General features: G+C 59.4%; 22 protein-coding genes. 10 read left to right on the top strand and 12 right to left on the bottom strand.

Features of this window, described 5'->3' with window-relative positions:
- The first annotated feature begins 140 nt into the window (after positions 1 to 140).
- The 5 genes from ACXJ5O_RS01290 (at position 141) to ACXJ5O_RS01270 (ending at position 4,781) form a co-directional block, all read left to right on the top strand.
- Complete coding sequence (locus tag ACXJ5O_RS01290) at positions 141 to 1,097, top strand: N-acetylglucosamine kinase (protein WP_457298294.1); 957 nt, start codon at positions 141 to 143, stop codon at positions 1,095 to 1,097.
- The gene (locus ACXJ5O_RS01285; RefSeq protein ID WP_457298293.1) at positions 1,094 to 1,960 is read left to right on the top strand and encodes an amino acid ABC transporter permease; all 867 of its coding nucleotides are present in this window, start codon (positions 1,094 to 1,096) and stop codon (positions 1,958 to 1,960) included. Before ACXJ5O_RS01290 ends, ACXJ5O_RS01285 begins: the two co-directional genes overlap by 4 nt.
- Positions 1,957 to 2,748 carry an amino acid ABC transporter ATP-binding protein gene (locus tag ACXJ5O_RS01280; RefSeq protein WP_457298292.1) on the top strand — a complete coding sequence of 264 codons (792 nt, stop codon included), beginning with the start codon at positions 1,957 to 1,959 and terminating at the stop codon, positions 2,746 to 2,748. The genes ACXJ5O_RS01285 and ACXJ5O_RS01280 overlap by 4 nt, the downstream gene beginning before the upstream one ends.
- Positions 2,749 to 2,807: 59 nt before the next feature.
- Complete coding sequence (locus ACXJ5O_RS01275) at positions 2,808 to 3,698, top strand: ABC transporter substrate-binding protein (protein ID WP_457298291.1); 891 nt, start codon at positions 2,808 to 2,810, stop codon at positions 3,696 to 3,698.
- 72 nt (positions 3,699 to 3,770) lie between these two features.
- On the top strand, positions 3,771 to 4,781 hold the full coding sequence (locus ACXJ5O_RS01270; protein WP_457298290.1) for an SIS domain-containing protein: 1,011 nt from the start codon (positions 3,771 to 3,773) through the stop codon (positions 4,779 to 4,781).
- A 5-nt stretch (positions 4,782 to 4,786) separates the two neighbouring features.
- Here ACXJ5O_RS01270 and ACXJ5O_RS01265 read toward each other — a convergent pair whose 3' ends face one another.
- The 5 genes from ACXJ5O_RS01265 to ACXJ5O_RS01245 all read right to left on the bottom strand — a co-directional run bounded on the left by ACXJ5O_RS01265 (position 4,787) and on the right by ACXJ5O_RS01245 (position 8,882).
- On the bottom strand, positions 4,787 to 6,052 hold the full coding sequence (locus ACXJ5O_RS01265; protein ID WP_457298306.1) for an ROK family transcriptional regulator: 1,266 nt from the start codon (positions 6,050 to 6,052) through the stop codon (positions 4,787 to 4,789).
- Positions 6,053 to 6,131: 79 nt separating this feature from the next.
- On the bottom strand, positions 6,132 to 7,148 hold the full coding sequence (locus ACXJ5O_RS01260) for a phosphoglycerate dehydrogenase (RefSeq protein WP_457298289.1): 1,017 nt from the start codon (positions 7,146 to 7,148) through the stop codon (positions 6,132 to 6,134).
- Positions 7,149 to 7,752: 604 nt separating this feature from the next.
- Entirely contained in the window at positions 7,753 to 8,133 is a 381-nt protein-coding gene (locus ACXJ5O_RS01255; protein ID WP_457298288.1) for a nuclear transport factor 2 family protein, read from the bottom strand.
- Between the two features lie 68 nt (positions 8,134 to 8,201).
- Entirely contained in the window at positions 8,202 to 8,522 is a 321-nt protein-coding gene (locus tag ACXJ5O_RS01250) for a hypothetical protein (RefSeq protein ID WP_457298287.1), read from the bottom strand.
- Between the two features lie 108 nt (positions 8,523 to 8,630).
- Positions 8,631 to 8,882 (bottom strand): GCG_CRPN prefix-to-repeats domain-containing protein, encoded by a 252-nt coding sequence (locus ACXJ5O_RS01245; RefSeq protein WP_417020908.1) that lies wholly within the window; start codon positions 8,880 to 8,882, stop codon positions 8,631 to 8,633.
- A gap of 491 nt (positions 8,883 to 9,373) precedes the next feature.
- Here ACXJ5O_RS01245 and ACXJ5O_RS01240 point away from each other — a divergent pair, with 491 nt between their 5' ends.
- Positions 9,374 to 9,763 carry a nuclear transport factor 2 family protein gene (locus ACXJ5O_RS01240; protein WP_457298286.1) on the top strand — a complete coding sequence of 130 codons (390 nt, stop codon included), beginning with the start codon at positions 9,374 to 9,376 and terminating at the stop codon, positions 9,761 to 9,763.
- A gap of 13 nt (positions 9,764 to 9,776) precedes the next feature.
- Here the strand turns inward: ACXJ5O_RS01240 and ACXJ5O_RS01235 are convergent, their stop codons facing one another.
- Both ACXJ5O_RS01235 and ACXJ5O_RS01230 read right to left on the bottom strand, forming a co-directional pair.
- Positions 9,777 to 10,637: a DUF2182 domain-containing protein gene (locus ACXJ5O_RS01235; protein WP_457298285.1), complete on the bottom strand. Its 861-nt coding sequence runs from the start codon at positions 10,635 to 10,637 to the stop codon at positions 9,777 to 9,779.
- Positions 10,638 to 10,645: 8 nt separating this feature from the next.
- A complete protein-coding gene (locus ACXJ5O_RS01230; RefSeq protein WP_457298284.1) occupies positions 10,646 to 11,278 on the bottom strand; it encodes a DUF1326 domain-containing protein in 633 nt (210 codons plus the stop codon).
- Positions 11,279 to 11,527: 249 nt separating this feature from the next.
- On the opposite strand from ACXJ5O_RS01230, the gene ACXJ5O_RS01225 reads away from it, so the two are divergent.
- Positions 11,528 to 12,211, top strand: coding sequence for a hypothetical protein (locus ACXJ5O_RS01225; RefSeq protein WP_457298305.1), 684 nt, complete (start codon positions 11,528 to 11,530; stop codon positions 12,209 to 12,211).
- Positions 12,212 to 12,218: 7 nt separating this feature from the next.
- Here the strand turns inward: ACXJ5O_RS01225 and ACXJ5O_RS01220 are convergent, their stop codons facing one another.
- Positions 12,219 to 13,112: a LysR family transcriptional regulator gene (locus ACXJ5O_RS01220; RefSeq protein ID WP_457298283.1), complete on the bottom strand. Its 894-nt coding sequence runs from the start codon at positions 13,110 to 13,112 to the stop codon at positions 12,219 to 12,221.
- Between ACXJ5O_RS01220 and ACXJ5O_RS01215 the strand changes: the two genes are divergently transcribed.
- From ACXJ5O_RS01215 to ACXJ5O_RS01205, 3 genes are all read left to right on the top strand, one after another.
- A complete protein-coding gene (locus ACXJ5O_RS01215; protein WP_457298282.1) occupies positions 13,093 to 13,314 on the top strand; it encodes a hypothetical protein in 222 nt (73 codons plus the stop codon). The two genes, ACXJ5O_RS01220 and ACXJ5O_RS01215, sit on opposite strands and share 20 nt — an antisense overlap.
- 65 nt (positions 13,315 to 13,379) lie before the next feature.
- On the top strand, positions 13,380 to 14,114 hold the full coding sequence (locus ACXJ5O_RS01210; RefSeq protein WP_457298281.1) for an SDR family NAD(P)-dependent oxidoreductase: 735 nt from the start codon (positions 13,380 to 13,382) through the stop codon (positions 14,112 to 14,114).
- A 145-nt stretch (positions 14,115 to 14,259) separates the two neighbouring features.
- Positions 14,260 to 14,859, top strand: coding sequence for an NADPH-dependent F420 reductase (locus ACXJ5O_RS01205; protein WP_457298280.1), 600 nt, complete (start codon positions 14,260 to 14,262; stop codon positions 14,857 to 14,859).
- 167 nt (positions 14,860 to 15,026) lie between these two features.
- On the opposite strand, the gene guaA is transcribed toward ACXJ5O_RS01205, so the two are convergent.
- The 4 genes from guaA to ACXJ5O_RS01185 all read right to left on the bottom strand — a co-directional run bounded on the left by guaA (position 15,027) and on the right by ACXJ5O_RS01185 (position 19,144).
- Complete coding sequence (gene guaA, locus ACXJ5O_RS01200) at positions 15,027 to 16,589, bottom strand: glutamine-hydrolyzing GMP synthase (protein ID WP_457298279.1); 1,563 nt, start codon at positions 16,587 to 16,589, stop codon at positions 15,027 to 15,029.
- A 127-nt stretch (positions 16,590 to 16,716) separates the two neighbouring features.
- Positions 16,717 to 17,367: a 5'-methylthioadenosine/S-adenosylhomocysteine nucleosidase gene (locus tag ACXJ5O_RS01195; protein WP_457298278.1), complete on the bottom strand. Its 651-nt coding sequence runs from the start codon at positions 17,365 to 17,367 to the stop codon at positions 16,717 to 16,719.
- The gene (locus ACXJ5O_RS01190; protein WP_457298277.1) at positions 17,357 to 17,812 is read right to left on the bottom strand and encodes a TspO/MBR family protein; all 456 of its coding nucleotides are present in this window, start codon (positions 17,810 to 17,812) and stop codon (positions 17,357 to 17,359) included. The genes ACXJ5O_RS01195 and ACXJ5O_RS01190 overlap by 11 nt, the downstream gene beginning before the upstream one ends.
- A gap of 42 nt (positions 17,813 to 17,854) precedes the next feature.
- Positions 17,855 to 19,144 (bottom strand): RsmB/NOP family class I SAM-dependent RNA methyltransferase, encoded by a 1,290-nt coding sequence (locus ACXJ5O_RS01185; protein ID WP_457298304.1) that lies wholly within the window; start codon positions 19,142 to 19,144, stop codon positions 17,855 to 17,857.
- Between the last annotated feature and the right edge of the window lie 94 nt (positions 19,145 to 19,238).

Below are 19,238 nucleotides of genomic sequence, written 5' to 3'. Positions count from 1 at the left end.
ACTTGCGGGCGTCTCGGCCCGCAAGACGTTCCGAAGCACCGACCACAAGCACATTTATGAAGTTTCTTTGAGACGCTTCTTGCCAAAGTTAATTAATTAGGTAAGTTACCTAATAATAAGAATTTGGTGAAGGCGCATCCATGCTCGTGGGAATCGATATCGGCGGAACGAAGACGCAAATGAAAGCGGACAATGGCCTGGCGGTCTCCGATATATCGATGCCGACTTCTGAGTGGCGAGCGCGGCAGAACGCCGAAGCCGACGCTGCCGCGCTCATTGCAGCCTTGACGAAAATGACCGGGGGCAAACTGCCCGAAGTTCTGGTTGCGGGTTCGCATGGCTGCGATACCGACGAGGAATGCGGGGCTTTTCAACAGCGGCTCGCACAGCTGCTGCCGGCAACGGTGGTATTGGTCCTCAACGATTCAGAACTGCTTCTTCCGGCGGCAGGCAAGGATGTCGGCATCTCGGTTATCTGTGGCACAGGCTCCATCGCCGTTGCCCGAAGCGATGACAGGCGGATGATCGCAGCCGGCGGTTGGGGATGGTATCTCGGCGACGAAGGCAGCGCCGCCGGCCTGGTACGGGAGGCGGCACGCGCAGTACGCAGGTCGCTCGATTCAGGCGAACCTCTGGAGCAGCTGGGCCGCAGCCTGCTTCAGGCACTTGACATCGACAATCCCGTTGAACTCGGACGCGCGCTGGGCGATCAGGGAAGCGCCGCCAGAATTGGCGGTTTCGTACCGCTGGTCTTCGCGGCAGCCGATGCCGGATCGGCGCTCGCGCTTGATGTCATAGCGCAAGGCGGAAAGGCGCTCGCAGCATTGGTCTCGCGCCTGATCGATCGCGGCGCACCGGGGAACGATATCGTTACGGGGGGCGGCGTGATCACGCGCCAGCCCCGTCTTTTCGAAGCGTTCCAGTCGGCACTCGCGACCGTCGCGCCAGACTGGAAATTGACGCTTCTGCGCGAACCGCCAGTGATCGGCGCCATGGCGCTCGCGCGGCAATTGCAGGCGGGAGAGCGCCCAGCCTATCTGCCGCTCCCCCATGTTGCCGGCACTATCTCGAACGAAGGCGACTGGAGGGCGGCATGAGCGAACAAAGGATCATTCCTGCGCGCAACTGGGGCCAATGGGTGATCGCCATCGTCCTCATCGTGATCGTTGGTTTTCTGCTGGCCATGGTCATCATGAGCCGCCACATCACATGGTCGGCGATCCCGCAATACCTCTTCGATGAAACCATTCTGGAAGGCATCAAGCTTACCATCCTTTTCACGGTGCTTTCGATGCTGATCAGCATCGTTGCCGGCGGGGTGCTGGCGATGATGCGCCTTTCGCCGAACGCGATCGTCAGCGGCTTTGCCAGCCTGTACATCTGGTTCTTCCGCGGCACGCCGCTGCTCGTCCAGATCATCTTCTGGTTCAATATCCAGCTCTTCATCCCGAGCATCGATATCGGCTCTATCCATTTCGATACGAACTCGATCATCACCGCCTTTGTCGCCGCCTTGCTGGCCCTGAGCCTCAACGAGGCGGCCTACATGGCGGAAATTATGCGCGGCGGATTGATGGCGGTCGACAGCGGCCAGCAGGAAGCCGCGAAAGCGCTGGGCTATACGCCGAGCCAGGCGATGCTGCGTATCATCTTTCCGCAGGCGCTGCGGGTTATTATCCCGCCGATCGGCAACCAGACGATTTCGATGTTGAAGACGACCTCACTCGTTTCGGTGGTTGCGGCGCAGGATCTCCTGACCCGCGCCCAGAACATCTACGCCAAGAACTTCCTCATCATCGAGCTCCTGATCGTCGCCAGCATCTGGTACCTCGTGATGACGACGGTCGCTTCGAGCTTGCAATACGTGATCGAACGCCGGCTTGGCCGGTCCACCAGCGACGCACCCATGGCCTGGCGTGCTGCCCTGCGCCTGCTTCGTGCCGAAGGGAGCAACGGATGAGCGAGCAACCAGCACTCAAGGACAGCAACGGCGCTATGGTCGAAGCTCTAGATGTACGCAAATCATTCGGCGCGCACGAGGTCCTGAAGGGGATCAACCTGACGATCCGCAAGGGCGAAGTCGTCTGCCTGCTCGGCCCGTCGGGGAGCGGCAAATCGACGTTTCTGCGCTGTATCAACCATCTTGAACGCATGACAGGCGGGCGCATCCTGGTTGACGGCCATTTGATCGGCTACAACGAGCGCCATGGCATGCTCTACGAGATGAGCGGCAAGGAACTCGCCCGGCAGCGCCAGGACATCGGCATGGTGTTCCAGCGGTTCAATCTCTTCGCGCATCATGACGTGCTCACCAACATCTCGCAGGCGCCCATACTGATCCGCGGCCAATCGCGCGAACAGGCCTTCGCCCGCGCCAGGGAATTATTGAAGCTCGTCGATCTCGAGGGTMGGGAGGATGCCTATCCTTACCAGCTTTCCGGCGGTCAGCAGCAGCGGGTCGCCATTGCCCGTGCGCTTGCCATGAACCCGAAGCTGATGCTGTTCGACGAGCCCACCTCGGCGCTCGATCCGGAACTCGTCGGCGAAGTGCTGGCGGTCATGCGCAAGCTCGCAGCCGATGGCATGACGATGCTCGTCGTCACGCATGAACTTGCCTTCGCACGGGAGGTCGCCGACCGCGTGATCTTCATGGATCAGGGCGTCGTGGTCGAGGAAGGCCCGGCGCGGCAGGTCATCGACGCGCCGCAGCATGAGCGAACCAAAACATTTCTCAGACGAATGCACTGACCGGACCGGTTGTCTGAAGGCCGCACGTCTTTCACGTGCATCAAGAAAAGGGGAATGCCATGAATACCAGATTGTTGAAACTGTCTCTTGCCACCCTCGCCGTCCTCATGGCGGGTACGGCTGGCTTTGCCGCCGACACCGACCAGAAGCTGCACGATATGCTTCCGGAGAAGATCAAGACCGCGGGCGAAATCAAGGTCGGAACCGAACCGCAAACGCCGCCCTATGACTTTTATGGCGAGGACAACAAGACCATCATCGGACTGGAGCGCGAGCTGCGCGACGAGATGGGCACGCGTCTCGGCGTCAAGTTCACGGACATGCCGGCACAGTTCGCCAGCATCATTCCGGGCATACAGGCCGGCCGCTTCGACATCGGCATGTCAGCTTTCGGCGACTTCGCCGAGCGTGAAAAGATCGTCGACATCGTCAACTACATGCTTGAAGGCACCAGCATCATCGTACTCGAAGGCAACCCGAAGAACATCCACAAGTTGAAGGATGCCTGCGGTTTGAATGCCGGCGCGGTCCAGGGCTCGATTCCGCTCGAACTTCTCGACAAGCAAAAAGGCCTCTGCCCGGCGGACAAGCCGCTCAACGTCATGCAGTTCCCCTCCAACGATCAGATCAAGATCGCGCTGCAGAGCGGACGCGTCGACCTTTCCATGGATACGACCGGCGTTGCCGCCTACAGCCTGCAGCACCAGCCGGAAGGCAACAAGAAGATCGAACTCGTTCCCGGTGCGCAATATGCCGTCGGGTATCAGGCCGTGCTCGTCGGCAAGGAAAGCAACCAGTTGCGCGACGCCCTCGCCGCTACCCTTCAATCGATGATCGATGACGGCTCCTATGCCAAAATCTTCGACAAATGGGGCCTCGGCGAAAACAAGCTCGACAAGATCACCATCAACGACGCCGCCCGCTTCGCCGACTATCTGAAGCTGGACTAACGCACCCTTCTCCAAGGCCGGAGGGCATCGCGCCGTCCGGCCTATAATCTCCATCAGCATACGGAATGAAAAATGACCGACAGAGTCCCCTACCGCGAGGCCATCGCCCTGCAACCCGCCGCTCTCGAAGCCTGCATGAAGAGCGTTTCCAAGACGCTGGATACGATCGATCTTGTGCCGCTGAAATCAGGAACGATCGTCCTCGCAGGCATCGGCGCCAGTCTCTACGCAGCGGTCGTCGCGGCGGCGCAGATGCGCAATCAGGGGATGCGTGCCTTTGGACTTGCGGCGACGGACCTCGATGACGCCTCCATCCAGGCGGGCGATGCCTATATCGCATTTTCCGCTTCCGGCCGCAGTATCGAGCCGGCGAAGGCGATGGAAGTGCGCCCGGACAAGCCGACCTACGGTGTCGCAACGGGGGCCGGAACGCCGCTCTCCAAAGTCGTTCGCCACATGATCCCGACAGATAGCGGCATCGATAGCGGTCCGAACACCACAAGCTATCTCGGCTCCTTGCTAACGGCAGCATTGCTTGCAGACAAGACGGGACGCCCTTCCGGTACCGACTGGACGGCGCTGCCTTCGGCCGCGCAATCGATTCTCGAAACGGTTAAACCGCAGGTCGAAAAGGCTGCAAAGATGCTTGGCAACCGCAAGGCCATCGACTGCGTCGGAGCGGGCTGCGCCTATGGTACGGCAGGATATATATCGCTGCTGATCCGCGAGGCGGCCCGTATTTCGGCCCAGGATTGGGACACGCTGAACTTCCTGCATGGCCCGATGGAACCGAACGACAAGGATAGCGGCGTCATTCTTTTTGGCGATGGCCGCGAAGTGCAGCTTGCCAAGGACCTTGCCGGCTTCGCCATTCCGGCGGTGCTTATCACAAGTCGCAGCGACGTGACTGACGCCGACAATCTCGTCGTCATCAACGTACCCGCGTTCAGTCCCGGTATTGGCGATGCCATCCTGCAGGCCATTCCGGCGCAGCTGATCGTCGCCACGCTCTCCGACGATGCGGGGCTCCCCGTCTGCAACTTCCGTTACCGGCAGACGGATACGAAGCTCGCGGTTGATTGAATGCCTTATTGGCGGACAGGCTCCGCCAAAGTTCCGGGGTAAAGGAAGGCGGCGCTGCTGTCTTCCCCGAGCAAACCGGCCATGGCGAAATCAACGCCCAGGCGCATCGCGCCAAGCACCGTCGCCTGGTTGGAAAGTTCGCTGACCCTGATCTCCACTGGCCAGCAAAGCTCCCTCACGACCTTGTCGACACCTTCGAGCAGGATCGCATTCTGTCCGACGCCACCCCCGAGTACGACGAGCTCGGGATCGAGTATGCTGACACAGGATGCAACCAGATTGCCGATATCGTTGGCGTGTCTTTCGACCCACCGGCGTGCATAGTCAGACGTTTGCGCCAGAGAGAACAATTCAGCGGTCGAAACGGGTGGTTTGCCCTCCGATGCAGGCCAATTCTCCTTGCAACGCTGCAGGAGCTGCACCGAACCCAAGTAGGTTTCAACCTGCTGGAAGCGGGGCTTCTCCGTTTCGGACCAGGGGAAAGGCAAATGCCCGACCTCGCCCGCACCGCCGCGAAACCCGCGAAACAGCTTGCCATCCAGGACAATCCCTACACCGACCTTGACGCCGATCTGCAGATAAATGGCAAAGGAATGATGCTTGGCCGCACCCTCGTGATACTCGGCCAGCGCTGCGCAATTGACATTGTTCTCGACCACAATCGGCACATTGTAGGCGTCTTGCAGCCTCTGTAGCGTCTGCGCAAAATCATCGCGTGCTGGAAGCCGCTCGAGCGTCTGCGAAATTATATTGGGCAGAGCAATCGCGATAACTCGCAGCGGCCCATGGCTTTTCCCGCATTGCGCCAGGAGAGATTCGATCGCGGTTTCGATTGCCTGGAACCGCTGCACGGCATTTTCGCCATCAACGCCAACCGGCTGCTGCAACTCGACAAAATTCTGACCATCGAGCTTCGACGCCATCGCATGGATCTGGGTGGTACCGCAATCGACGCCAATCGCAAAACCGGCCCCCGCGCCTAACCCGTACGTCACCGCAGTGCGGCCAACGGCGCCCCTTGCGACACCGTTCGAGGCTACAAGTCCATGGGCTTCGAGTTCGCCGACGGCGGCGGACATGGTTGGCTTGGAAAAAGCCAGAGCGGCGCTCAGTTGCGGCCTCGTGACCGGTCCGGAACGCGAGATCATTTTCAAGACTGATCGTGCGCTTTCTGTAAGTGGCTGATGGACGATGGGGGCAGCAATGGTTTTCAAGGGATATCGTTTCAAAATCTGTCCGGAAATGACTTCGCATGAACTGCCACGCGACATGGATGTTCGGTAAGGCAGTTTACAATATATGTCTTCGATACAGAAGTCCCGCCCGTCGACCAGCGTCGCTTTCGAAACGTCAGCCTGCTGCTGCGGGTTTCCGCCCATCGGCAATGACACAGGCTTGAGGCAGCTTTTCGCCATCGAAGACTGAAATGACGGTTCTTGCCGCAATCATGTTGGTTCGGGCGAGAGCCTCCACCGACGAGCCGGCGGAATGCGGTGTGGCGATCACATTGGGCAGTGCGACAAGTTCGTCCGAAACCGGCTTGAAGGCAGGGTCGCCTTCGCTGACATAGACATCCAGCCCTGCCCCGGCGATCYGGCCAGCCTTCAATGCAGCCAGAAGGTCCCGGTCATCGACAAGCCCGCCACGCGCGGTGTTGATCAAAATGGCGGTAGGCTTCATGAGTGCAAGCGCGGCACTATCGATGAGGAACCGCGTTTCCGGGGACAAGGGGGCGTGCACACTGACGACATCGCTCTGCCGGAGCAGCGTCTGCATATCGACATAGGTGATGCCGTTGGCGTCGCCATATTCCCGGTCAGGACGCGGATGGCAGACAAGAATGCGCGCTTCAAAACCCTTCAGGCGTTGCACGAGGCTCTTGCCTATACGGCCAAGGCCAATGATGCCGACGGTTTTCCCCGAAAGGTCGGAGCTTGTCAAAATGGACCAGTTGCCCGCCAGCATGCGGTTTTGCGATTCGCGCAAGCGCCGGGCGACGGCAAGCATCAATCCGATGGTGTGGTCGGCGACCGAAGCATCGTTACCGCCTGCGCCGATGGTGAGAACACGGCCGAGGTCCCTGACGGCATTGACATCGACCCGGTCGTAACCCACGCCGCGCCGCGCCAGAACCTGGAGATCCGGCAGACCGGTCAGCAGTTCGCGTGTGACATAAGCCTGACCGACGATCCAGCCGGATGCGCCTTCAAGCAGGCTGGCCAATTGCGGCGTTGCCAAGCTGCCATCGCCCTCACCCTTTTGCCATTGGACGATATCAACCTCGCACCCATGCTGTTTAAGGTAGGCGTGCGCCTCTTCATCGAAGAAAGGCGAGGTAACAACGACGCGTCTATGCGAACTCTTCATAATCTCATATCGATTGACGGGATTGGATCCCTGCTGGTCAGCAGAGCTTCGACATTATCGCCACTCCTGTTGTTTTCAAAGCAAAAATCGGTACGAGAAAAATTTCGTGGTTCCGTCACCTGTTGCCGTCGATCGGCCGATTCTGGTCCCGATTAACGGTTCGCTGCAAGACAGGCAGTTGACGCGAGCCCGAAATGAGTTTTTTAATGGCCGTGTCGCTGGATTAATCAACGGCATGCCGGCGATTGAGAGCCCATGTGCTCCAGCCAGGTGGGAGCACAGACATGCCCCAGAGACCCAATTTCAAGCTTTCATGCCCTGATTGCGGAGAAATCTATCTCCACATACCCCATGGTATAACGAACTCAACGGTCATCCACTGCAGCATGTGCGGTAGCACCCTGGGAACCTGGCTGCAGACGGCAGCGTCTTTTATTGCCGATGGCGGCCAAAATGACGGGTTCGGAATGCGTGACGCACCAATCATGGGGGAAGCGGCAAGAGATGCGCCACAATGACTGGTCATATCATGTCTATGGCCCCGTGTTCCTTATCGGCGTTGCACTTGCGGTAGGTTTCGGCTGGTTATTCCATTGACAGTAGCTCACGCCTGCGTGCTGTCAATGAATCCACCGGGTTTCGCCTCGTGCGGAATTGACCAGCCGAAATAGACTTCCGCATCGGTGATTTGGCCATCGCGCACCACCAGGATCTCGGTGTTGCGAAACCGATGGCCATCGGTGTTGCGTCCTTCATAAGTAACAAAGACCTTGTCAGCGTAGGGCACGAGGTGAATGAACTCGAAACCCTCCACCGTCTCGCTATTCGGCCAGCAACGCGCGAAATAGGTGGCGCGGTCGATCCGGTTGTCGAGTGGACTGGTGAAGTGAAAGTCCTCGGCAATCAGCGCCTCTATCGCCCCACGGTCCTTTGCGACGTAGGCTTCATAGCTGGCGCGGGCAATCTCGGTTATAACCTTCGTCATCGATCATTCCTTCTTAAGCGAAGCAATCGTTTCGTCTCGCCGACAGTCGGTCAACAATCGCACCTGGACTAATTCGCCGGGGCCGGGTTTTTCGTTTGAGTATCTCCCCCCGAGCCCGTTTGAGGCGTGGAGTTGGGGGCGGTCGGAGTGTTCGTGACAGGCTGATCTGTCGACGGCGCTGCCGGGGGTGCGCTCTGCTCTGCGCTGCCGCTATCTCCAACGCCTGCCGCGTTGTCGACGCGCTCGCCATAGAGTTCGGCCGCGCCCCATGCGACAAGCGCGAGGAGTAATGCTACGATCAGCACGTTTAGTACTGGTCGTCCGAGTGGCCCCTGGCGCGCTTCGTTCGTTGTTTCACGGACCGGAGATTTTGAAGGTTTGTTGTCCATTACGCCATCCTTTCACTACAAAAGATGAACCGATCAACAACAATATGGTTCCCCGAAATTCTGCGAACGCCGGCGCCCTTCATCAGAACGCTGGCTGCAGATGTGTTGTTAGTTGGGTACGCAGAATCCGCGTGGCGTTAAGTGAAATCCGCGTGGACATGCCCGGTATACCGGACGATTGCGAACACAATTTCCGTAGCGGTTGACATGCCAACCGGGGCCGCACCGCGCAACTCTTCGGTTGGGAACACAGCGTCCCCACCGGTTCACGTGCCATCCGCGACCACAACGCCAACCCACCTGCTCGACCGGAGTTGATACTTCCGGCGACCCGGTCGCGGGTGTGATCGGAGCCGCCATGGCCGGCGCACCGAACGAGAACAATCCACCGATTAAAACAAGTGCAGAAAGTCCCGATTTAAGTGACATGCGGGATACCTCCTTTTCAACATGCCCCGTATCTTGAAAAATAAGTCGCCAACATGAATGGGAAATGAACAGAAGCTTGCATCGCTTTCTATGTTTGGAGCCGTGAACCAGGCTTCAGTGACAAGCCAGAATTAAGGTGCGCTGGAACGGAGAAGGTAGACTATACTGTTTTCAGCAATGGGCCGTGCAGTGAAGCGCCGCTCGAGAAATGATAATGAACGACAACAGATCCTGGCTTCTTGAATAGTTGTATTTGCAATCATCCTTATCGTGCTTCTGTCCGCGAGTTTTTCCTTTCTACCCTCGTAATGCGATTGCGGCACGTCCAACCGGCGATCTGCAGGGGATCGTTGCGCGGCCTTGCTGGAACTTCAGGCAGATGTGGAGCGTTTTGCGGTGATACAACACCGTAGGAGGATGTGATGAACGCTCATGCCATGCCAACAAAGGACGAAATCGTGGCCCTCGAGAAATCCTATTGGGACGCAATGAAGGCGAAAGACGGCCGCCGCACTTCGGAACTCTCGGGAAAGACTGCCTTCGTCACCGGCACACAAGGCGTTATGCGTATCGCGAAAGAGAAAATGGGAAAGATGACCGAGGAAGGAAAATGGAGCCTCGAATCCTATGTCTTCGAAGATGTCGAGGTATCCACGCCTTCCCCGGATATTGCGCTCATTGCGTACACAGTCCGGCAGAGCGTCAAGATGGACGGCAAGTCACAAGATATGAGAGCAGCCGATAGTTCTGTCTGGATTCGCGGGTCAAATGGATGGGAGTGTCACGCCCACAGCGAGACACTTTTAAAGTGATCCAGCGCCATTATTAGATGAAGAGCGTTGCGCTGCCCCAGGCGATCAAGGCGATTCCGGCGGCGCGACCAACCCACTGGCCGGCAGGAAACACCTTTTCAACCAGCACCAGAACGGCAAGCGCGGCGATCCACACCAAATTCATCACGCCACCCACGAACAACAACGCCATCAGCATCCAGCAGCAGCCGACACAAAAGGCCCCGTGCAGTACGCCCAAACGCAGCGCGCCAAGCGCGTGGGGACGCCAGTGGCTGGAAAGGAATGCCGTCGGCGCCCGGCAATGCGACAGGCAGGCCCTCTTGAGCGGCGAGAACTGATACAGGCCCGCGGCGATTAGGACGGTGCCCGAAAGCCAGCGGCTCTGCGAACTCATCGTCGATGAGACGAATGCCTCGCGTTCGAGCAGCCAATGCAGGCCAGCTGCCACAACGGAGAATCCCAGCCAGACCAGCAGGTAGCCCGCCACAAATACGCCGGTGGGCGCCAGCTTGTCCTGGATCTGACCCTGTGTGAGCGCATGACGGTGCACGCGCGCATAGAGCAGGACAATCGGCGCGGCGCTCGGCGACATCATGGCGACCATCATGATCCACCACATGGCGATCATCAGCGTCCAGATTGGCAGCCCCCAGATCCGAGGTTCCGCCTCCATGGCCATTCCGCTCATATCCATGCCGGGCATGTCGGAGGTCATATCGCCAGTTTGCAGGTGTGGGAATAAGGCGAGCCTTGACATCTCCCACGCATTCATGTCGAGCCCTGCACCCGCGACTATATAAAGCCAGGCCAGCAGGCACAGCACCACCAGACCGGCGATCGTGATGAGCCGGTCGCGTCTGAGCAGGCGTTCGAGTGGCGACGCGCTGTCCATGCGGCGCGTCAGGCTCGCACGACCCCGTGATTGTTGAGATGCAGCCGCGCGAACTGGCCGTAGCTGTCCTTCATGGTCACCTGTACCGGCCCGGTTGTGCTGCTCGAAGCACTGCCGATCTCGGCGACCGCATATTCGAAGCCGTTCGGCAACACGATCTGAGCGCGCGAGTCCGCGCCGGTCACCTTGTTTCGGATCGGTTCGCCTGCCGTTTCGATATAGTCCTTGACGAAAATGCGCCCCCGGCGGCCGTCGATATCGAGTTCGAGATCGATCTTCGTGAAAACCGGGGCGTTCATTTTTGTCACGGTTGAGGCGTAGACGGCGAACATCGTCGCGAACGGGTCGGTGTCCTGGCCGGTCATGATGCGCAGCAGCACTTCCCGCTGCCGGTCGGTTGCGCTCTCATCGACGAAAGCGATGGCTTCGCCATTGCCTTCGTGGATGGCGCCAGGCCATTTGAAGATTGCAGCAAGCCGGAGGCCATCGAGAACGGTCTCGCCATGATGACCCTCATCGATCTGGATGCCCGCAACGGCATGGCAATGGCCCTTGTCGGGCAGCGCATTGAATTGACAGTTGCAGCCATACTCGCAGGTGCAATTAACGAGTTCGCGTCCCTTGATCTCCCAAGAAGTCATGCTGTCCTCCCTGATCTCGAAGTATTAAACGAGCATCATACACCTGTGCCAGCAGCGCCGCCATCCCGCCGCGCCATGGAGGACGGCAGCCCAACAACGCTTTCTCGCCGGTCCAGGGGCCGCCTGCCGCCCAACGCGCATTTGGAGAGAAACAGGAGCTTGACCACCACCTCAGACCGGAACATACATAAAGGCGGGTCAATTCTCGGCGGAAATGCCGGGGCAGTTCTCGGTGGGCAATCAACAGACATGGTATCCGAAACGAGCGCGACTCGCCGCCCAAACACCACTGGTCTGCGCCGATTCCTGGATCTCCAGCAGCAGCGCGATTGGATGCACGGCAAGACGGTCCTGCGCGACGCCGACGAGCGCCCGGAGTCCCCGGAACTGCGTCTCAGATACGTTGCGCGGTTTGAGAAGCTGCTAACCCGGCCGCAGGGGCAAGAGGTCCTGGAGATTCTCCGGCGCTACGGCCGCGACTGCATCCCGATCCCGCGTCAGACCGAGCGGTATTACTGGTCGGTTTCCTGTCTGCCGTCGACTCCGGGCAAGGCGCTCGTTCGCGTCAATGCGAGCTGGATGGAGCTCTTCTCGCTCTATGCGGACGGCGGGGGCATTCGCGCGCTATTCCTGGTGCACCTTTCCGATTTCACCACCGACCATTCGCTCGATCAGGACAAGGTGGACGAAGCGTTCCTTGAGCACTGTGTCATGATGCCGGAAGACGTCGGCTATTTCTTTCCCCGCGGCGAGGATATTTTCGGCATCAAGGTCCGCGGCTGCTCCTCGATCGGTAAATTCCTCGCGGCGCCCCGTGCGTTGCGGGCCATCCGGGCGTTCAACCTGACGCACATGAACCGGGGCCGGAACGCCTATCAGGCGAGCCACTGCTACAGCCTGGCGGATCACATGCTGAGTGGTCCTATGCGCTGAGCGGGGATCAGTCGCGCGAGGACAGCCCCGCGAGAAGCGGAGCGTACGCGGCGAGCCTGCGGGATACGAACTCCGTGAAGAGCCGCACGCGCTTCGTCTTGCGTGTTTCCCCCTGTGTGAGAAGCCAGAGCGTTCCGTACATGTGCAGGTCGGTGCCCGGCACCCTCACCAGCAGGGGGTCGGCATCTCCGACGAAGCACGGCAGTGTCGTGATCCCGAGCCCTTGCCGTACAGCAACGATCTGCGCGCCGGCGTCCGTGGTCCTGAACGGAACCCCCGTGGTGCGAACCTCACCCTCACTGGCCCAATCCGGAATTCCATGAATGCTTATGACGATCCACCGGATGGGATCAGGGGCGCCCGCACGCCATGCGGCTAGTCGATCGCAGGACATGTAGACGGCGCCGAACAGCTCCGGTCCCTTCAGGCCGTGAAGATTGAGCGGCAGGGTTTTGCGGTCGTAGACGACGCGGATCGCCACGTCGGCCTCTCGGTTGGTCAGATTTGCCAGATCGCCAGACGACAAGATTTCCATCTCGATGTCCGGATGCAGACGCGCGAAATCGGCGAAATCCGGCATGAGCAGGTGTGTCGCGAGGGGCGGAGCCAACGTCACCCGCAGAAGCCCGCGCACGCTCTGGTCGCGACCGAAGACGCGCGTCTCCAGCTGGTGCGACGACGCTTCCATCTGGTTCGCGAGCTCGAGGACCTCCTCGCCCGCAGCCGTCAGGCGGTAGCCCGAAGGCAGCTTTTCGAACATCTGCGCCCCGAGGCGTTCCTCGAGCTGTGCGATGCGTCGCAGCACGGTCGAGTGATACACTCCGAGGCCCTCGGCGGCAGCCCGCACTGAGCCTCCGCGCGCCACGGCAAGAAAGTAGCGAATGTCATCCCAGTCGACCATGGTGCAATCCCGCACCGTGTGGTGCGCCTTCCAAAGCCCGTATCTAACACATCGAACAGCAGTACGGGCGGTCATTATTGCCTATGTCGACGAGCGCGGCCCAATTCCGAACGGCGGACGCCGATCGTCGCGGCTGGCGTCAGTCGTCCAGCCGGATCGATTTCGCACCACCGATGTGCGTGCTTCCGCACTCAACAACTGACGCCGGCGGACCCATTTCGAGGTTCTCGGAGGCAGACGCTGTCCGATACGACGAAAGGAAAAGTCATGGGAAAGCTAGAAGGTAAGGTTGCAGTCATCACGGGCGGATCAAGCGGCATGGCGCTGGCAAGCGCCAGGCGGTTCGTTGAAGAAGGCGCCTATGTTTTCATTACGGGCCGTCGGCAGGAAGCGCTCGATGAGGCCGTCAGGCTGATTGGCCGGAACGTGACCGGCGTGCGCGGCGACGCGGCCAATCTCGACGACCTCGACCGGCTCTTCGATACAGTCATGCGGGAAAAGGGCAAGATCGACGTCCTGTACGCGAGCGCTGGCATGGGCGAAGCCCTCCCACTGGGCGAGATTACCGAGCAGCACTTCGATGCGGCCTTCAACCTGAATGCGCGCGGCACGCTGTTTACAGTTCAGAAGGCGTTGCCGCTGTTCAACGATGGCGGATCGATCTTCATGACCGGGTCAGTTGCTTCGCTCAAAGGTTTTCCTGGTTACAGCGTTTATGCGGCTAGCAAGGCGACGTTGCACGCATTCGCACGCGGTTGGCTCAATGAGCTGAAGGGCAGGAATATCCGGGTCAACGTACTGCATCCGGGGCCGATCGCCACACCGATGCAGGACCAAGTCCTCACCGAGGAGGCGAAGCAGATGTTCGAATCCCTGATCCCGCGGGGAACGATGGGTCGTCCTGAGGAAATTGCAGCGGCCGCGCTGTTTCTTGCTTCAGACGATTCGAGCTTCGTGAATGGGGTGGAGTTGTCTGTCGACGGCGGCTTTTCGGCCATCTGAAATCGCGCGGATCGCGGGAAGCGGCTGACCGGCCGGCCGCGCGGAAGTCGTTCACGGCAGGTCGTCTGCCCAAAGGTCGCCACACGGATAACCCAGCGCCGTTGAGGGCTGGGAAATCAATATCAACACAAATCGGAGATGTATTATGAGCTACGCAATTATAGGATTCGGTAAGATTGGCCAAGCTCTCGCCCACGCCTTCGCCCGTAAAAACATCAAGGTGGCCGTCGCGAGCCGCCTGCCGCCCGAGGCGTTGGCGCCGCAGGCTCGGGCGATTGGACCCACGGTCGTCGCCAAGTCGCTGCGGGAAGCGCTCGCGGCTGACACAATCATCTTGGCGGTCCCGTTCGGGGAGCATCGCGAGGTTGCGAAGGCCCTGCCGAGCTGGGAAGGCAAGACAGTCATCGACGCGATGAACGCGTTTCCAGTCCCTGAAGAGCTGGACGGCCTCCCGGCCTCCGCCTTCGTGGCGAAGGCGTTCACCGGCGCCAAGCTCGTGAAAGGTTTCAATCACCTGGTTGCGGCCACCCTGGCTGCCGATCCGATCGTCGAGGGCGGGCACCGGGTCGTCTTTCTGTCGAGCGACGAGGAGGACGCGATCGCTCCTGTGGCGGATTTGGCCAAACAACTCGGGTTCGCACCCGTCAAGCTGGGAAAGCTCAACGAGGGTGGCGCGCTGGTGCACGCACACCGCCGCACTTGGGGCCAGCTCATCTTCCAGGATTTGTTCAAGAAGGAGCAGTAGTTGATCTACGACGTGTGATCGACGCCGAGAACTGGTCGCGCGCGCTAACTTTTCGAGCAGCGCGCGACCGAATATTTGAAGGCCACAAAGTCGTGAAGGTTGGGGTGATGGCTTAGGATTCGCTCGAGTGTCCTCTGCCATCCGATACTACTCCACGGTACCCCGCTTCACTCCCACTCGATCGTACCTGGCGGCTTTGAAGTGACGTCGTAGACAACGCGGTTGATGCCCTTGACTTCATTGATGATACGCGTTGCCGCCTGACCGAGGAAACTCATGTCATAGTGGTAAAAATCGGCGGTCATGCCATCGACCGAGGTCACGGCACGCAGGGCGCAGACGAATTCGTAGGTACGGCCATCGCCCATGACGCCGACGGTCTGTACCGGCAGAAGCACGGCGAAAGCCTGCCAGATGACATCGTAGAGACCGGCCTTGCGAATCTCGTCGAGATAGACCGCGTCGGCCTCGCGCAGGATTTCCAGCTTCTCACGGGTGATGCCGCCTGGGCAGCGTATCGCGAGACCCGGTCCCGGGAAAGGATGGCGGCCGATGAAATGGTCCGGCAAGCCAAGCTCCTTGCCGAGCACGCGCACTTCATCCTTGAAGAGCTCGCGCAGCGGCTCGACCAGCTTCATGTTCATGCGTTCGGGAAGACCGCCGACATTGTGGTGCGATTTTATCGTCACCGACGGGCCGCCGGTGAACGACACGCTTTCGATCACGTCCGGATAGAGCGTGCCCTGCGCGAGGAAATCAGCACCGCCAAGCTTTTTGGCTTCCTCTTCAAAGACTTCGATGAAGAGCCTGCCAATCGTCTTGCGMTTCTTCTCGGGGTCGGCTTCGCCCTCGAGCGCACCAATAAACCGATCCTGTGCGTTCACGAGTATCAATGGTAGATTGTAATGCTCGCGGAACATCTGGACGACATCGGCGGCTTCGTTCTTACGCATCAGGCCGTGGTCGACGAGGATGCAAGTCAGCTGGTCGCCAACTGCTTCATGGATCAACAGGGCCGCAACGGACGAATCGACACCGCCGGACAAAGCACAGATGACTTTCTTGTCGCCGACCTGCTTGCGGATGAGATCAACCGCTTTTTCGCGGTAGGCCGACATCGACCAGTCGCTTTCGATACCTGCGATGCGATGGACGAAGTTTTCAAGAAGCTTCGCCCCATCCGGCGTGTGCACCACTTCCGGGTGGAACTGTACGGCGTAGTATTTTTTGGCCTCGTTGGCGATCGCCGCGAAGGGCGCGCCAGTGGAGGTGCCGACGACCTTGAAGCCATCGGGAATTTCCATGACCTTGTCGCCATGGCTCATCCACACCTGATGGCGCGTACCCTTGGCCCAGACGCCATCGAACAGCGCGCATTCTTCCTGGATGTCGAGAAAGGCGCGGCCGAATTCGCGGTGATGTCCTGCCTCGACCTTACCGCCGAGTTGGGCGCACATGGTCTGTTCGCCATAGCAGATACCGAGAACCGGGATATTGGCGTCGAAGACTTCCTGCGGCGCACGGGGACTGCCGATATCGACAGTGGAGTGCGGACTGCCCGAGAGGATGACCGCTTTTGGATTGATGCGATGGAAGGCTTCGCCAGCGGACTGGAAGGGAACGATCTCGGAATAGACGCCGGCTTCACGCACGCGCCGTGCAATCAGCTGCGTCACCTGACTGCCGAAATCGACGATGAGGACTGTATCTGGATGAGTGGGTGTGTTCATGGCGGGCCTTTAAAGCAAATGTCGAGTCGGTGCAATGGGTTACTGGCACCTACGACAAAAGTGATTCCGATCGTTCACAGGATGGATGAAGGAGGTGCAATTCTGATTCAAGAAATGGTGGTAGAGATCAAATATTCAACGAACCGGCCTCAATCGCTGCAGCCATTGCCTCGACGGCAACCGCCAGCTTCTCGTCGATGACGTGCAGATATTCCTTCCAGTCATCCACATGACGAAGGTCCGCCGAGCCATCGGAAATGCCGCGCAAGCCGATGAGCGGCAGCTCGAAACGCTGGCACGCGCGCAGCACGGCGAAGGTTTCCATCTCCACCATATCCGCATCGATCTGATCGTAGGCGCTGCCGGAGACGATGTTGGCTCCGGTCGACAGGGAAGCTTCCTTCACACCGGGTATTCGATAGCCAAGCGGGACCACAATCGGCAAATTCAAAAAGGGAGTTGCGCCTTTTTTGAACCCAAGCGCGGAAGCATCCATGTCACGGTACGAAACGCTGGTGACCTGGTACACCTCCGTCTGTTCGAGCGTACGCGAACCGGCCGATCCAAGCGACACGACGAGGTCCGGCAGCGCGCCATTTACCGCAAGGCTCGCCAGCGTTGCCGACACGCTTACCGCTGCCTCCACCGGACCAACCCCGGTAATCAGCGGTGTGAAAAGCCGCTGCAGATGCGGCCCGTATTCCGCGTCGACGGCCATGACAAAGAGGACACGTTTCCCGCCGATCATTGTTACATCCTCGAATACATCAGCCGGCATTGAGCCTCCAAAGCGACAGATTGAGAAGCGACGCGAAGGCCACCCACAACAGGTAAGGCACGAACAAAAGCGCCGATACCGGTTCAGAACTCCACGTCACCTTGATGAAGCCGATGATGGTTATCAGTAGTAGTACGATGACGATGAGCGCAAGACCCATCTGCTGGAAGCCGAAAAATGCCGGCGACCAGAGAAAGTTCAGCGCCAGTTGCGCCCACCAGAACTCCTGGGGCACGCTCAATCCACGATCCCACACCCGCCATCCGGCGATGGCTATGAGGATGTAGAGGGTTGTCCATACCGGAGCAAAAATCCAGTTCGGGGGATTGAAGGAAGGTTTGACGAGACCGGCGTACCATTCGCCGGGAAGAGTGATGTAGCCAATGGCGAGACCGCCGCCGATAACCAATACGAGAAACAACAGAAGCGCTTGGGAACGGGACATGCATATCCTCTCTTCAACGAAGGTCGCAGCCCKTTTGTAGCTTTATTTTTCTCGCCTGAGAACTGAAATGAAGAAGCCATCGGTTGACGTGGATAATGGGGAAAGGATGGTTGTCCCATCTCTAAACAGCGGCTTCAATCCCGACTCTGTGGACACTGCCTGGTCCCATAAGGGTTGCGTATCGACGGCACTGTATCCGCTGTTGGCATCAAGAAAAGCTGCGACCTGGTCGCCGTTTTCTGGCGCGAACAGCGAACAGGTTATGTAGACGAGCCGGCCGCCCGGTTTCACGTAAGCCTTCGCCGCTTCCAAAACCTCGCGCTGCTCCACTTCGCGGCGCTCGAGCTGCTGCTCGCTGAGGCGCCACTTCGCGTCGGGCCTGCGCCGCCATGTGCCTGAACCTGTGCAAGGCGCATCTACCAGAACCATATCCATCTGGCCCGCGAGCGGGGCAAGATCACCAACGTTGGCATGGGCCTGCGCATTGCGCACCCCTGCCCGCTTCAGCCGATCGAAAATGGGTGCAAGGCGGGCGCGCTCGGCATCATAGGCATGGATCTGACCCTTGTTACCCATCTCTGCCGCAAGCGCCAAGGTCTTGCCCCCCGCCCCGGCGCAGTAATCAAGCACCTGTTCGCCAGCCTTGGCGTTTGAGAGTTTCGCCGCAAGCTGCGAGCCCAGATCCTGCACTTCGAACAGGCCGCGCTGGAAGGCGGGTTCCGCCTGAACGTTCGGGTGACGGCCCATGGCACGCAAGGGCGGGACGCGCACGGCAGTTTCCAGCAATGGTGCAGGATTGGCACCGGCACGCGCGAGTTCCTTTAGAACCTTGTCGCGATCGGCTTTGAGCGTATTGACCCGCAGGTCGACCGGTGGGCGGTCGCTGAGGGCTGCCGCTTCCTCGACCCATTTGTCGCCAAAGATTGCCTGGAAATGCGGAATGCACCATTCCGGAACGTCGGCGCGAATATGATCCGGCGCAGAATTGAGATCGCGGTCTGCCCAGACCGCCAGGCGTTCGGCTTCCAGCGGTTCTGGCGCGAATTTATCGCCTTCGAGAGCGACATTGATATCCTCGATGTCGAGTTCCGCATCGGAAAGCAGAACACCAAAGGCTATACGACGCGCTGCATCRCTATCCATGCGCCAGGCAAGCGACAGTTTCCGCCTGAGAGCATCATAGACGATATTGCCGATGACCGCGCGATCACCCGCACCGGCAAAGCGATGCGATAATCCCCAATCCTTCAAGGCGTCGGAAGCCGGTCGCTTGCGATTTTCAATATCGTCCAGAACTTCGATTGCCGCCTGCAGGCGTCCACCAAGTCGCATATGCATTCCTTTTTCTTATCAAGAGTGTCGCATACATGGGCCCGGCAAGAAAAGAAAGCCGGAGCATGGAGCCCCGGCTTTCTGATCGTTGGGA

It is taken from the genome of Phyllobacterium sp. P5_D12, from assembly GCF_054049495.1.
Note: the sequence above shows the minus strand (reverse complement) of the source record. Positions and strands in the feature narration are given on the sequence as shown.

Coding starts and splice junctions, on each gene's coding strand:
- ACXJ5O_RS01230 (WP_457298284.1), bottom strand. CDS start 11,278: ATGACTTCTTGGGAGATCAAGGGACGCGAACTCGTTAATTGCACCTGC.
- ACXJ5O_RS01245 (WP_417020908.1), bottom strand. CDS start 8,882: ATGGCGGCTCCGATCACACCCGCGACCGGGTCGCCGGAAGTATCAACT.
- ACXJ5O_RS01275 (WP_457298291.1), top strand. CDS start 2,808: ATGAATACCAGATTGTTGAAACTGTCTCTTGCCACCCTCGCCGTCCTC.
- ACXJ5O_RS01220 (WP_457298283.1), bottom strand. CDS start 13,112: ATGGTCGACTGGGATGACATTCGCTACTTTCTTGCCGTGGCGCGCGGA.
- ACXJ5O_RS01265 (WP_457298306.1), bottom strand. CDS start 6,052: ATGTCGCGTGGCAGTTCATGCGAAGTCATTTCCGGACAGATTTTGAAA.
- ACXJ5O_RS01235 (WP_457298285.1), bottom strand. CDS start 10,637: ATGGACAGCGCGTCGCCACTCGAACGCCTGCTCAGACGCGACCGGCTC.
- ACXJ5O_RS01240 (WP_457298286.1), top strand. CDS start 9,374: ATGAACGCTCATGCCATGCCAACAAAGGACGAAATCGTGGCCCTCGAG.
- ACXJ5O_RS01255 (WP_457298288.1), bottom strand. CDS start 8,133: ATGACGAAGGTTATAACCGAGATTGCCCGCGCCAGCTATGAAGCCTAC.
- ACXJ5O_RS01205 (WP_457298280.1), top strand. CDS start 14,260: ATGAGCTACGCAATTATAGGATTCGGTAAGATTGGCCAAGCTCTCGCC.
- ACXJ5O_RS01250 (WP_457298287.1), bottom strand. CDS start 8,522: ATGGACAACAAACCTTCAAAATCTCCGGTCCGTGAAACAACGAACGAA.
- ACXJ5O_RS01270 (WP_457298290.1), top strand. CDS start 3,771: ATGACCGACAGAGTCCCCTACCGCGAGGCCATCGCCCTGCAACCCGCC.
- ACXJ5O_RS01290 (WP_457298294.1), top strand. CDS start 141: ATGCTCGTGGGAATCGATATCGGCGGAACGAAGACGCAAATGAAAGCG.
- ACXJ5O_RS01225 (WP_457298305.1), top strand. CDS start 11,528: ATGGTATCCGAAACGAGCGCGACTCGCCGCCCAAACACCACTGGTCTG.
- ACXJ5O_RS01285 (WP_457298293.1), top strand. CDS start 1,094: ATGAGCGAACAAAGGATCATTCCTGCGCGCAACTGGGGCCAATGGGTG.
- ACXJ5O_RS01190 (WP_457298277.1), bottom strand. CDS start 17,812: ATGTCCCGTTCCCAAGCGCTTCTGTTGTTTCTCGTATTGGTTATCGGC.
- ACXJ5O_RS01210 (WP_457298281.1), top strand. CDS start 13,380: ATGGGAAAGCTAGAAGGTAAGGTTGCAGTCATCACGGGCGGATCAAGC.
- ACXJ5O_RS01195 (WP_457298278.1), bottom strand. CDS start 17,367: ATGCCGGCTGATGTATTCGAGGATGTAACAATGATCGGCGGGAAACGT.
- ACXJ5O_RS01215 (WP_457298282.1), top strand. CDS start 13,093: ATGTCATCCCAGTCGACCATGGTGCAATCCCGCACCGTGTGGTGCGCC.